Source organism: Hymenobacter sp. IS2118 (assembly GCF_000715495.1).
Classification (GTDB): domain Bacteria; phylum Bacteroidota; class Bacteroidia; order Cytophagales; family Hymenobacteraceae; genus Hymenobacter.
Genome location: NZ_JNLX01000124.1, coordinates 19306 through 32300, shown reverse-complemented (window position 1 = coordinate 32300; position 12995 = coordinate 19306). Strand labels below are relative to the sequence as shown.

The 12995-nt window shown below is 59.9% G+C and carries 11 protein-coding genes and 2 pseudogenes; 5 read left to right on the top strand and 8 right to left on the bottom strand.

Translation table 11 applies throughout. The annotated features are described in order from the left end of the window. Positions 1 to 705, bottom strand: a pseudogene (locus GM79_RS24910) (IS5 family transposase); the annotation flags it as partial. A gap of 203 nt (positions 706 to 908) precedes the next feature. Here GM79_RS24910 and GM79_RS10570 point away from each other — a divergent pair. Together GM79_RS10570 and GM79_RS10565 are read left to right on the top strand one after the other, a co-directional pair. After that, a complete protein-coding gene (locus tag GM79_RS10570) occupies positions 909 to 2069 on the top strand; it encodes an acyl-CoA dehydrogenase (RefSeq protein ID WP_035563405.1) in 1161 nt (386 codons plus the stop codon). A gap of 156 nt (positions 2070 to 2225) precedes the next feature. After that, positions 2226 to 3152 (top strand): helix-turn-helix domain-containing protein, encoded by a 927-nt coding sequence (locus GM79_RS10565; protein ID WP_035563403.1) that lies wholly within the window; start codon positions 2226 to 2228, stop codon positions 3150 to 3152. A 121-nt stretch (positions 3153 to 3273) separates the two neighbouring features. Here the strand turns inward: GM79_RS10565 and GM79_RS10560 are convergent, their stop codons facing one another. Then, entirely contained in the window at positions 3274 to 3972 is a 699-nt protein-coding gene (locus tag GM79_RS10560) for a hypothetical protein (protein ID WP_035563401.1), read from the bottom strand. 140 nt (positions 3973 to 4112) lie between these two features. Then, positions 4113 to 4475, bottom strand: coding sequence for a DUF4157 domain-containing protein (locus tag GM79_RS10555; protein WP_072008590.1), 363 nt, complete (start codon positions 4473 to 4475; stop codon positions 4113 to 4115). A 331-nt stretch (positions 4476 to 4806) separates the two neighbouring features. Here GM79_RS10555 and GM79_RS10550 point away from each other — a divergent pair, with 331 nt between their 5' ends. Both GM79_RS10550 and GM79_RS10545 read left to right on the top strand, forming a co-directional pair. Beyond that, the gene (locus tag GM79_RS10550; RefSeq protein ID WP_051718753.1) at positions 4807 to 5541 is read left to right on the top strand and encodes a C40 family peptidase; all 735 of its coding nucleotides are present in this window, start codon (positions 4807 to 4809) and stop codon (positions 5539 to 5541) included. Positions 5542 to 5919: 378 nt separating this feature from the next. Next, entirely contained in the window at positions 5920 to 6246 is a 327-nt protein-coding gene (locus GM79_RS10545; RefSeq protein ID WP_035563398.1) for a hypothetical protein, read from the top strand. A 78-nt stretch (positions 6247 to 6324) separates the two neighbouring features. On the opposite strand, the gene GM79_RS10540 is transcribed toward GM79_RS10545, so the two are convergent. The 5 genes and pseudogenes from GM79_RS10540 to GM79_RS26505 form a co-directional block, all read right to left on the bottom strand. After that, positions 6325 to 8763 (bottom strand): penicillin acylase family protein, encoded by a 2439-nt coding sequence (locus GM79_RS10540; RefSeq protein WP_035563394.1) that lies wholly within the window; start codon positions 8761 to 8763, stop codon positions 6325 to 6327. 149 nt (positions 8764 to 8912) lie between these two features. Beyond that, positions 8913 to 9746 carry a septal ring lytic transglycosylase RlpA family protein gene (locus GM79_RS22955; RefSeq protein WP_051718752.1) on the bottom strand — a complete coding sequence of 278 codons (834 nt, stop codon included), beginning with the start codon at positions 9744 to 9746 and terminating at the stop codon, positions 8913 to 8915. Between the two features lie 606 nt (positions 9747 to 10352). Continuing rightward, positions 10353 to 10817, bottom strand: coding sequence for an META domain-containing protein (locus tag GM79_RS10530; protein WP_051718751.1), 465 nt, complete (start codon positions 10815 to 10817; stop codon positions 10353 to 10355). 32 nt (positions 10818 to 10849) lie between these two features. Continuing rightward, entirely contained in the window at positions 10850 to 10900 is a 51-nt protein-coding gene (locus tag GM79_RS26510) for a hypothetical protein (RefSeq protein ID WP_410471180.1), read from the bottom strand. Between the two features lie 80 nt (positions 10901 to 10980). Then, positions 10981 to 11043, bottom strand: a pseudogene (locus tag GM79_RS26505) (hypothetical protein); the annotation flags it as partial. A gap of 378 nt (positions 11044 to 11421) precedes the next feature. On the opposite strand from GM79_RS26505, the gene GM79_RS10520 reads away from it, so the two are divergent. Continuing rightward, entirely contained in the window at positions 11422 to 12879 is a 1458-nt protein-coding gene (locus GM79_RS10520) for a T9SS type A sorting domain-containing protein (RefSeq protein ID WP_081867679.1), read from the top strand. Positions 12880 to 12995 lie beyond the last annotated feature (116 nt).

Here is a 12995-nt window from a genome sequence, read left to right as displayed (position 1 = left end):
AGGAAACGATGGTCTTCTCGTAGCGGGTGGCCAAGCGGCGATACTGCTTCATGCGTCCGAAAAAGCGTTCGATTTTGTTGCGGTCGCGGTAGGCATTCTCGTCCAGGGGCAGCGGTTGGGTGCGGTTGGGGTGGCTGGGGATGACGGCTTGAATACCGCGTTGAGCGCAATAGGCGCGGGTTTGGTCGCTGTCGTAGGCCGTGTCGGCCACTACCTGGCCCACGTCGAGGCCGTCGAGCAGGGGCAGCGCCTGCGGGCTGTCGCCGGCCTGGCCGGGGGTGGCGAGCAGGCGCACCGCGTTGCCCAGCGACTCGACGCAGGCGTGAATTTTGGTGCTCATCCCGCCCCGGCTGCGGCCGAGGCACTCGGTCTGAGCGTCGCTTTTTTTTGGCCCGCCGCGTGCTGGTGCGCCCGCACGATGGTCGAGTCGAGCAGCACCCAGTCCAGCTCCGGCGCTTGGACGACCTGGAAAAGGCGGCGCCAGACGCCTTTTTCGGCCAGCCGGCGGAAGCGTTTGCGGGCCGTGTCGGACTTGCCGAAGCGTTCGGGCAGGTCGGCCCACGGGCAGCCGGTGCGCATTATCCACACCACAGCGTTGAAAAACAGCCGGTTATCGACGGCCGTCGCCCCGCCATCGGCGGCCTTGCCGGAGAGGTGCGGGGCAACCAGGGCCCAGGTAGCATCAGAAATTTCGTGACGGCGCATGCTGAAAAGTAAATAAGCAGTAAACATATAGCTGATTTCTTATTGTCCTCACGCCCTAGGGAGCGGCATAATTCCTTGCAACCCGTTAGTATTTTTGCTGTTCCAATTGTTGAACATCCACTGGCCCGCCTGGCCGGGCGCCTTGCCCGCCCCGCGCTCCGGCCGTACTTTTGTCTCAATTAATCCATTTTCCCACCCCGTCCATGCAAACCGCCACTTCCACTAATATTTATCAGCTGACCGAAGAGCAGCTGGCCGTGCGCGACGCCGCCCGTGATTTTGCCCAGAGTGAGCTGTGGGCCGGCGTCATCGAGCGCGATGAGCACCAGAAATTCCCCGCCGCGCAAGTTAAAAAGATGGGCGAGCTGGGCTTCATGGGCATGATGGTGAGCCCCGAATACGGCGGCAGCGGCCTCGACACCGTGAGCTACGTGCTGGCGATGGAGGAAATCAGTAAGGTTGATGCCTCCTGCTCGGTTATTATGAGCGTGAACAATTCGCTGGTGTGCTGGGGTCTGGAGCAGTACGGCACCGAGGAGCAGAAGCAGAAGTACCTGCCCCACCTGTGCTCGGGCGAAATCATCGGCGCCTTCGCGCTAAGTGAGCCCGAAGCCGGCTCCGACGCCACCAGCCAGCGCACCACCGCCGAGGACATGGGCGACCATTACCTGCTGAACGGCACCAAGAACTGGATTACCAACGGCACCACCGCCTCGGTTTACCTCGTCATCGCTCAAACCAACCCCGAGCTGAAGCACCGCGGCATCAACGTCCTCATCGTAGACAAGGACATGCCCGGCTTCATCCAGGGCCCCAAGGAGAACAAGCTCGGCATCCGCGGCTCCGACACCTGCTCGCTGATGTTCACCGACGTGCAGGTGCCCAAGGAGAACCGCATCGGCGACGACGGCTTCGGCTTTAAGTTCGCCATGCAGGTGCTGGCTGGCGGCCGCATCGGCATTGCCGCGCAGGCGCTCGGCATCGCCTCCGGCTCGCTGGAGCTCAGCCTGAAATACGCCAAGGAGCGCAAGGCATTTGGAGTAGAAATTGCCAAGCACCAGGCCATTCAATTCAAGCTGGCCGACATGGCCACCAACATCGACGCCGCCCGCCTGCTTTGCCTGCAGGCCGCTGCCGACAAAGACAACCACGCCGACTACGCCAAATCCGGCGCCATGGCCAAGCTGTTCGCTTCCAAAGTGGCCATGGATTCGGCTGTGGAAGCCGTGCAGATTCACGGCGGCTACGGTTTCGTGAAGGAGTACCACGTGGAGAGGTTCATGCGCGATGCTAAAATCACGCAGATTTACGAAGGCACTTCGGAGATTCAGAAAATTGTGATTTCGCGGGAAATCCTCAAGTAGCAGGTAAATAGCCTAAAAGTCAGATTCATTGTACAAAACCCAGCCAATTTCTGGCTGGGTTTTAGTTTTTATGGATTTAAAGCTGTTATATTGCATTGCGGTAACTATTTCGTTGCCCAATTCGCTCTCCCTCTAGCCGCTCTGGCATCCCTAATTATGGAAGATTACAATAAAGTCATCGAGTCGCTCGGCGTCCGCTACATCAAGGCCAAAAACCTGGTGCTGCACCAGCCCTTCACGGTGCGCAACTCCTACGACGTTGGCAACAACCTCATTTTGCTGCACAAAGGGCACATTACGTTTGGCGAAGAAGAAATGGTGGTGGAAGAAGGCGAGATGCTCTTCATTCCCGGTGGCCGGGCCACGCGCGTGAGCTACGGCCAGGACCAGAAAAGCCGCGTTATTTCCAACGACGACCTGATTACCAACAAGGACAAGTTCTTCCATTCCAACGAAGACCTCGACCTCATCGGCGACGCCGAGGAAAGCCACAGCTTCGTGAGCTTCGAAGCCAAGGTGTTCGACTCGGTTAACTTTTTCGCTTCGCTCGACGTACCGGCCTTCCTCATTTCGGGGCAGCCCAAGCTGGCCAATCTGGTGATTAAAGTGGTAGAAGAGAGCATTCAGGACCTGCCCGGCCGCGAGCGCCTTATCAATATCTACACCGAGAACATTGTGGTGGAAGTGGTGCGCTACGTGCTGCGCAACAACATGTTTGTGGAGCAGCTGGCTACCAACAGCACCTACTTCAAAGACCCGCGCCTCATCGACCTGTTCAACTACATCAAGGAGAACCTGGGCGGCGACCTCAGCAACAAAGTGCTGAGCGGCGTGGCCAACGTGAGCGAGGATTACGTGGGCCAGTACTTCAAGATGCTGACCAATATCAACCCGCAGGACTACATCGAATACCAGCGCATGGAGCGCGCCGTGTTCCTGCTGCGCACCACCAAGAAAAGCATCCGCGACATCGGCAAAGAAGTGGGTTACAAAGACACCGCTTATTTCTGCCGCCGCTTCAAGATGATGTTCGGCATCCCGGCCGGCAAGATGCGCCGCCGCGAGTCAGCCATGAATATCTAGTGGTGAGAGGTTAACGGTTAATTACGAGGCTTGTGCGTTCGCTATTAACCGTTAACCACTAACCACTAAAAAGGCCCCGTTTCGGTAAGAAACGGGGCCTTTTTAGATTAACGGTGACTCGTTATTCGGTAGGACGGGCATCATCGGTTTTCGAGCTGGAGCTACTCTCCGACCTGCGGGCGCTGAAGTCACCGCCCGAAGCCGTCAGGCCAAAGCCCGAATCGGTGTTGCTACTGCCGTACTTGCTGCCACTGTTGCCATAAGGCGAACCGCTGTCGGTGCGGCCACTACCGGCGCTAACACGACGGCTGTTGGACGCGTCCGGAGCCTGGTAGCCGCGGCTGGAGCGCCGCCCGTAGCTACTGCCCTGGCGGTCGTTGCGCGACTCCGTGTTATCAGCTTTGCCCTTGCGGGTGGCCAGGTAGCCGATACCGGCCGCCAGCAGGGCACCGCCCACAAGTTTCTGGGTGGTGGTGAGGTCGTTGACGCGGGTTGCGGCGCGGGAGCTCCAGTCTTTCACACTCTGGGGCAGCTGGTTCACGTTGTTGAGAACCCCGGAATCTTCAATCCATTTTTTGCCGCCTTCAAGCGCTTTGTTCAAGGCATTGCCGCTGGTTTCGTTGTCCTGAGCGTTCTGTGGGCTATCGGGCTGGGCGCTGGCGGTAGGCTGGGCCGTGCTACGGGCCGAGCCCGACTTACGCGAGGCACCAGCCGTAGCCGGAGCTTCGGAGCCGGCGAAACCGGCAGTAGAAGCAGTATTTTGGTTTTGATTATCGTCGCCGGATACCGGGTTGTTCGATTGGTTTGGCTGGTTATTCATAGTGATAAGTCAGAAGATGAGTAAAGTGAAAAAGCCTGCAACCAGAGGCTGCAGGGTATTGTATTCGTAATTTTTCAAGAAAAAGTTACACGGACCGCCGATAAACCGACTCCCGGCGGCGAGGTTCTGGCCGGGTGTGGCTACGCTAGCGGCGCTGGCGGTTGGGCGTGTTTGGGTAAGGGGCGCAGTACGTGGCCGGGGGTGGCCAGCACCACGCGGCGGGCCTCCTCGCGAGCTTCTACTTCGTATTTATTGTGGTAGTAGCCCACCCGCACCGACTCCACTAAGTACTTCCAGAGAAAAGGTACCAGCCCGTTTTCCTTAAACTGGCGCACGTGCACCAACTCGTGGGCCACCCATTCGGCATCGGCCAGGAACTGTTCGCGCGTGGCGCCGCTCAGGTGCACCGTTTGGCCGATGACCATGGCCACGCGCTGGCTGCCCAGCACCATGCAGGCGATGCGCGCCAGGGGCGAGCCGGTCCAGGTTCGGAGATTTTGCATAGAAGAAAGGTACGGGAATATTTTGGGCGAGCTAATACGGGCACAATCAGGGGATGGTTGCAAGGCGATAAGAAACTAAAGGAAGATAAAATTAAACTTTGACAATAAAATTTGATTTTTTCCGGGAAAACATGCCGGGTTTACCAAAAGTTAGGCATAGCTTTACCCTGCGTCCGAATTCATACGCAATATGAATTACCGGATAACGGCCTTTTTTATAACCTCTTCTCTCGGCTGCACCAGCCTTGCCTATCGCCTAAGAAACCAACTGCCCGGCTCTTCCTACTACCCGCGGGAATCCGGATTTTGCCCCAACTCCCTACGACGGACAATGAAAAATAGCTTTCTGTATTGCCTCGCCGCCGGCTCGCTGGCTCTCTCCTTCTTCTTCGACCGCTCTCCCGATGCTTCGTTTACGTCCCGCGCCACTGCCGCGCCGGTCGTAGCCGAAGCATCGCTGTTTCCAGCCCTGACGATGAACGAGCCAGTTCTGGTCCTTCCTGCTCTGGTGGCCGCCCCGGCCAAAGCCACCGACCCGGTGCCTGCTCCCAAGCCCGTAGTAGTGCCTACAGAAGCCGAACTGGCCGCCTCGCGCGATTCGCTGGCCTACAACTATTACGCGCAGACGTTGGGTTTGCACCTGGCTTTCGACGAAAACAAGGATTTGCTGCGCTCCGTGACCGACTGGCTGGGGACGCCCTACCGCTACGGCAACAACTCGCGCAAGGGCACCGATTGCTCGGGCTTCGTCACCCGCGTGTTCCGCGAAGTCTACGGCATCACGTTGCAGCGCTCGTCGCGCTCCATGTTTTCCACCACCAAGCACATCGCCAAGAGCGAGATGCAAACGGGCGACCTGGTGTTCTTCCGGCACGGCAAAGGGCCCATCTACCACGTTGGCATCTACCTGAAAAACGGCAAGTTCGCACATTCCGCCACCAACGGCGGCGTAATGGTGAGCTCCCTGAAGCAGGCGTATTACCAGCGCAATTTCTACGCGGCCGGCCGCGTGCGGGCTGCCGCCGCCGCCGATGCCGAAGCTGCGGTCGAAGAATCCGTCAACTAAGCTTCATTACAACAGCATGCGTTAAAGCGCCCGGCCTCAGCGGCCGGGCGCTTTTTTGTGGCCGTTATGGCCCTTTATTTTGGTGCTGAAGCCGGTTGAGCGCACGAATGCAAAGCGGGTAGAGCACCCGGCTCAGCCGACTGGCGCTCCGGCTTGTTGGGCCCGGCACAGCTCAAGAATACCGGCAACCAGGCCATTGAATATGAGCGGTAAAGTGCCACGCTTAAGTGACTTCGCTCGCGGAGGTTGCTGCTGCCACCGCCGATATTTTGTGCGTAAAGGGGAGAGAAAGGCAGCCCAGTCGCGCACTTTTGCGTACAACATTCTTCGGGGCCAATGCCCTGTCACCTTTTATCTCTTCTTTTCAATACTCTTTATATGGATTCGCAACTCGAACAGCAGCTCGAAAAAATTATGCCCGAAGACCTGGCCCGCACGTTTGAAAGTGCCTACCACGTTATTCAAGGCCGGCATGAGCACATCGACGACCTGCTGAAACACGGTGGCGTGCTGCTCCGCAAAGCCGCCCAGAAGTTCACGCCTACCCAAATGGTGCTGGGCGTTGCCGGCCTGGCCACGGTCGCCATCATCTTCATCGGCCGGGAAATGCACAAGGAAGGCGAAGGCAATGCCCAGGACGTGACGCCCCGCGACGACAAGCGCCAGTTCGCCAACAACTCCAGCAAGAAAAACGACGACAAGTAGACGTCCTTTACAACGCAGAAAAGCCGCTTCTTCGGGAGCGGCTTTTTTGCGTTTGGGCCAGCAGCATCCAGCTAAACCCTACTTTCCCTGCAACGTCCAGGCGGTGGGCACGCGCGGGTGCTGCTCCTGAGCCGAGCGCAGGAATACCAGCTCATCGAGCTGGCCCACGCGCCAGGTTTCCAACAGGTTATTGTAGAAGGGCGAGCCGGGGTTGCCGCTCTGGCCGCCGGGGTACACGCCATAGGCCCGCACCTGGGGGCCCAGCGCCACCACCATGCGCCAGCTGGGGCCGTTGCGCTCCGAAGTGGCGTTCACGATGCCCGCGCCGCCGCCGCAGTCCACGTCCAGCTGTCCGAAGCCGGGGAGCTGTAGCAGGTGCAGCACGTCGGTGCTTTTTTGGTTGGCCCAGCGCCACTTGGGGCCCAAAGCGCCAAACTTGCGGGTGAGCGAGTCGGTGGCGAAGCGCAGGCTTTGTAGGGCCAGCTGCGGCAGCGTTTCCTTATCTGGCGTGCGGCGGTCGTCAATCCACGGCGAGTTGGGCTCGTTCAGAATCAGGTTGTTGGTGCGGTCGCGGGCCGGGTAGCGCATTTCCACACCGGTCACCTTCGAGCCAAAGTCATCGTCCCAGAGGCGTTTCACGAAGTCGTTGTACCACACCGTGAATACACTAGGCCCAATGGCGTCGGCGGTATACTGGTAGGGCCAGCGGCGCATTTCGGCCAATACATTGGCCTCGGCCGAGCCGGCGGCGGGCGTAGCAGCGTCTACCAAGGCCAGCATTTTGGGCAGCATCAGCTGGGCGTTGAGGTCGAGCACGTCGTTTTGGAGCAGGCGCAGGCTGTCGGGCGTCACCTGGCTCATGGCGCTCAGGCGCTGGTTGATGCGGTGGCCGCGCTCGTAGTTGGCGTAGTTCCAGTTGAGGTAATAGGGGTAGTCGGGCCCGGCCGAAAACTGGTTGGCCGAACTCACGAAGCCCCGCGCCGGGTTTTTCACGTGCGGGTTGTGGGCGGCCGGAATCCAGCCCTGCCAGTCATAGGCCGGGTCGGTGCCATCGAGGATGAACTTGCCCTGGTTGGGCCACTTCAGCGGGAAGCGGCCGTTGGGCCAGATAGCGATGTCCTTCTGATTATCAGCAAAAATAAAGTTTTGCGCCGGCGAGCCGTAGTGGGCCAGCGCGGCCGTGTAGTCGGGGTAGGAGCGGGCCCGGTTGAGCTGGTAGAAGGCCAGTACTTCGTTGGCGCCGTCGTGGGCCGTCCAGCGCAGGGCGTGGGCAATGGGCGTCTGGGCCACAAAGGGCTTTTCCGCCTTGTTGTAAACCACGGGACCGTGGTGGGTATAGGGCACGGTATCGAGCCGGTCGGGCTGCCCGCGCACCTTGATGCGCTCCACTACCCGGCGCACCGGTTTCCAGCGGCCGTCGTGCCAGTACTCGCGCTGGGTCTGGTCCTTGAATTTCAGCTGATAGAAGTCGAGCACATCGGCCGCCACGTTGGTCACGCCCCAGGCCGTGTTTTCGTTGAAGCCGATGATAACCGTGGGCGCGCCCGGAATGGTGACGCCGTACACGTTCACGCCCGGCGCGCTCAGCTGAATCTGGTACCAGATGCTGGGCAGGTTGAGCTGCAGATGCGGGTCGTTGGCCAGTAGCGGGTAGCCCGAGGCCGATTTAGCGCCGCTCACCGCGAAGTTGTTGGAGCCCAACTCGGCGTCGGGCTCGGTGCGCAGCTGCCGGGTTGCCGCCGCCGCCGTAAACGACTTTGGTACGGGTGGCGCGGGCAGGGGCTGGAAATCGAGCGGCGTGCCCACCGGCACGATGGGGTCTTCGCGGCTGGGGTAATCCGGGAACAGGTCCCGCGTCACGGCCGGACCATATTTGCCCAATATGTTGCTCATGCGCAGGTCGTCGGTGCGGCCGCTCAGGTCCCAGGCCATAAACTTGAGCAGCAGGGCGCATTTCAGGGGCTGCCACGGCTCGGGCTGGTAGTCGAGCAGCTTGTACTCGAAGGGCAGCGTGGCGGGCGTAAGCTGGCCGATATACGCATTAACGCCCGCCGAATACGACGTGAGCACGGTGCGGGTGGTGGGGTTGGCCATCATCACCTTCAGCGAATTGGCGGCGCCAAAGGGCAGGCCCATGCGCCGGAAAAACCGGTCGGTTTCGAGCCGGGCCGGGCCCACCAGCTCGGCCAGCCGGCCCGCGGCCACGTGGGTCTGAAACTCCATCTGCCAGAGCCGGTCGCGGGCCGTGAGGTAGCCCTGGGCGAAGTACAGGTCGGCATCGTTCTGAGCAAATACATGCGGCACGCGGCGGTCGTCGTAGCGCACCGTCACGGGCTGTTGCAGGCCGGGCAGCGCCAGGGTTTGCTGCGCGGGAAAGGTATTGCGGGCCTCGCCGTTCTGCCAGAAACCGCGGTACGGACTCAGCAGCTTGCCAAACGGGGGCACGTCGCCGTGCTTGGTGTTCAGCGTCCAAACCAGCGTGAAGGTGACGGCCAGCGCCAACAGGGCCTTTATCATGAGCTAACGAAGAGGAAGTGGGAGTTATCGGCCCCAAAAAAAGGACTGGAAACGACCGGCAAGTAACGACAATGCCGTCAATTGCTGCGCCGTTTCCAGCCCCTCGGGCCGAATATTCGGTATTCGCTGCTAGCTACTTATTGTCAGCCTCAGCGCAAAGCCACTTCGCGTACCAGGCCGCCAATGCCCCATACGAGCAGCTGCTGGCGTACAGCTTCGGCCTCGGGGCGCTCGCCAAAATTGCCCACGAGCACGCGGCTGCGCTGCCGTCCGTCGAGCAGGTATTGCGATACGTACACCTGCACCCGTGGCAGCAGGGACTTGATGCGGGCCTGCACCGTGCGGGCGTTGGCCGCATCGGTGAAAGAGCCGGCCTGAATGAGGAAGCCCGACGGGCAGTTTACCGATTCAGTGGCGGTCATTACCTCGGCCTGGGTGGCGGTGGCGGCGGCAATCAGTACCGGCTGCTCGGCGGGTGCGGCGGGCTCGGCAGTTTCCGGGGTGGGGGCGGGCACCGAGTAGGTGGTGAAGGCGGCGTCGGGGTTGGGGTCGGCGGCAAACAGGGCGGGCAGGTTATCGGGCGTGGTGGCCGGGCCCAGTGGCGTTTCGGGGGCCACTACTTCGGCGATTACCGTGGCGGCGCCGCATTCGGTGATGCCCAGCGGCCGGGCCGCAATTTCTGAAAGGTCGATGATGCGCTGGTGGCGGAAGGGGCCACGGTCGGTAACGCGTACCACTACTGACTTGCCGTTTTTCACGTTCGTGACCCGCAGGCGGGTGCCGAAGGGCAGGGTTTTGTGGGCGCAGGTGTACTTGAACCGATTAAACCGCTCGCCGCTCGTGGTTTTTTTGCCCTGAAAGTAGCTGCCGTACCAGGAGGCCCGTCCGCGCAGCACCGTAGTGGCGGCAGTAGTCGGGGTTGCTGTTGCTTTGGTGGTGCCGGGGGGAGTGGCGTGCGCCGGGGCGCTCAGCAAAGTCAGCAATAGAAACAGAACGCTGGAAAGGACAGGTACTTTAAAGGGACGCGATAAAATCATGCGGTTTGCAGATGGTGAGCATTACAAACATAGGCTTCCCCACCAGCGCATTGCTAAATTTCACATCCGAAGTACTAACTGAATTAGATAAAAATTGCGTTTTTCCGATAAAACTTGCATTTAATACATGCGCTTACTAGCGGCAAAAGCAGCCGTGACAACGCCTGAAAGTATATTTTGCTGATTTCAGCCCAAGCCATTGCGCAGGTGCTGAAATTAGATTATGCGGTAGGTGCAAAATTTGGGCATAGCCGCTCAAATTACCTTCGGAACCTGTTTGCGTACGTCCCGATTTCTTCGTAATGACTTAAGTGCGAGAGCTAAGCTGCAGCCCGAAGAAAATGGACTCAGCCCAGACCAGCAAGGCAACGCCCGCACCGGGGGAACCGGGCGGGCGTTGCCTTGCTGGTTTTTTGACTCGTACTGCTCTTGATTGGCCCATCAGGTAAGGCCGCGAATACACGCCTTTGCTAAGCAGGCCAGCCGAAAGGAGGTGGCTGGAATGCTGCTGTGGGTAGCAGCGGCAGCATCGGAAGCCCCAGCGCCGTCTGCCTAGAAATACACGGCGTGGAACACGGCCAACGGGGAGCGGCAGCCCACGTTCAGCATCAGCGTGTCGCCCCGCATCGTGAAGTTGTCGGCTTGGTTGAGTACTTCCAAGAAGCCGCGTTCCGTATCGGGGCCGGGGCAGGCTTTCATGGTCGTGAGCAGGTTGGTGAAGCGCAGGCGCAGCTGGTCGGCCCGCAGCTCGTAGCCGCCGTTGAGCGTGTTGCAGCCGCCGAAACCCGTAACGCGGCTGCTGTCGCGGAGCATAAAATAAGCCTCGCGCTCCTGGCCGGGTGCCATTTGCACGGGCTGGCCATACAAGGTCACCAGCTTCCAATACTTGTTTTGGATGCCCTCCGTTTTCTGGCGCGCACCGGTGGCAGCGGTGGCGGCGGGAGTGGTTTTTTTGGCCGTTTCGCAGCCGGCCAGCAAGGCAGGCGCGAGTAGCAGGACCAGCAAAGTCTGTTTCATAGGCAAGCAGGTTAAGGAAGGACTAGCGCGGCTCAGCTGCCCCGGTACGTGGAGTAGCCGAAAGCCGGGAGCGTGATGGGCACGTGGTAGTGCGCTCTCCGTCCTTCAACTCAAATACGACGTCGATGTAGGGATAGAAGGAGGTTTGCTGCCGGGCCGCGAAATACGCTTGGGTCGGAAACGTGAGCTTGAAGATGCCGGTCTGGGGCGTTTTCTGGCCGGCCATTGGCGGGAAGTCGCCCACGCGGCCGGCCGCGTCGGTGGTTTTCTCGGCCACGGCGGCCACAATGGCGGCAATGTTGAGCACGTAGGCGGCCGCACGCTCAGGGAAGTTGCCATAGGGAAGCTGGTCAGTTAAGAAAGCCATTCCGCAGCTGCTGAAAGGTGTTGCAAAGGACCAGACCCGGTATAAGAACGGGATGAGAAATGATGAGTGCCAGGCCCGGCGGCCGGGGCCAATCGATGGCGCACCTTCGGCCACGGCCGCCGAGGGCGATGAGGTTGTATTTATGGTATAATTCTTATATATTTGTTAACTCGATTCGTGCTGCCGCCAAGCGGGTCTCAGTCAGGATTTGTTCAACCTTTTTTTCAGATTCTTCCTATGACTACTTCTTCTAAGTATCGGTTTGTGAGCATTTTGGTAGTGCTCGCCCTGGGTGCCGCCGACGTGCAGGCCCAGTCGCGCCGCCCCGAGGGACTGATGTCCCGCATCACGCACGCAACGTCGAAACATGAGCTGGCCGGCCGGCCGTTGAAAACGCAACGCGCCATAACCGCCTCCGTGGAACGGCCCCGCCAGGCCGTCACCTATTCCTGGAACACCACCACCAACCGTTGGGACTCGGCCATTAAAATGGAAACGGTGTACGACGCCAACGGCCGTCCGGCCCAGGAAACCTCCAGCGACTCGGTAACGGCCGTGCCCGTAATCCGGAGCCTGTATACCTACACGGCGCAGGGCCAGCCAGCCAGCATCACGCAGCAAGTCTGGGGCATCATTGCGAACAATACCTGGGGCAACGCCGGGCGGCAACTTTATGCCTACGACGCGCAGGGACGGGAAACGCAGAGCACCCAGCAGACCTGGACCAACAACGCCTGGGCCAACACCGACCGGTATTTGACGACCTATGACGCTCGAGGCAACGAAACAGAGTTCCTCCAGCAAACCTGGAACGGCAGCGCCTGGCGGACGGAATACGGCTCCCAGACCGATTACACCTACAACGCAGCCGGGGTATTGCTTGAGGAAATCGATAAGGAATGGGACAACGGCGTATTTAGACTTGAGGACCGCACCGTCTACACGCTAGTGAACGGGCAGTGGCGTACCGTCCTCTACCAAGAGAGAGACAATAATGCCTGGGTGAACGATGAGCAAATCGTCGACATTGTGTGGCACGACTGGGCCCGGCTGCTGCCTGCCTCGTACCGGCAGCAGGAGTTCAACGGGACGGCTTTTGTCGACACCGAGCGTAACACCATCACCTACTCCAGCAACGGCGGTACGGTGGAAACCCGGCAGGATTACGTCGTAAACGCCTGGGTCAATGCCGAGCGGTACACGGATTTTGTCGATGTCCGGGGCAATTCGGTAGGCTATGATTACGAAGTATGGACCAAAAACGCCTGGGTTATAGAAGAAGGGTCCCGCCTGTTGCTGACCTTCAATGCCAACAACACCCTCGTGCGGTTGGTAGGGCAATTCTTCGACGACACGCAGGGCCGTCTGGTTAACAGCTTCCGGGTCAACTACTCCAATTTCCAGTCCTTCGTGCTGGCCACTGCCCGCAACGCGGCCCTCGAATCCCGGGCGACGCTCTCTCCCAACCCCGCCACCAGCTGGGTGACGCTGGAAGTAGCCAACGTGCGCGGTACCGCCGCCGCCACCGGCGAGGTGCGCAACGCCCTGGGCCAGCTGGTGCAGCGCTTCACGGCCCAGCCCCAGCAAGGAACGATTACGACTAAGCTGGACCTGAGCAGCCTGCGGGCCGGCGTGTACACGGTGCGCCTGCAAACCGGCGACGGTGCGCTCGTTAAGCGCGTGGTGCGCGACTGAGTAGTTGGCCACAAGTTGCGAGACGCAAGCTTGTGGCTTGATTAGCAGGTGCTTGTTAGGTAGTAAATACAGGTTTTCATTAGGCTGACTGCTCAAGCATCTCCAATTGGTTGCCC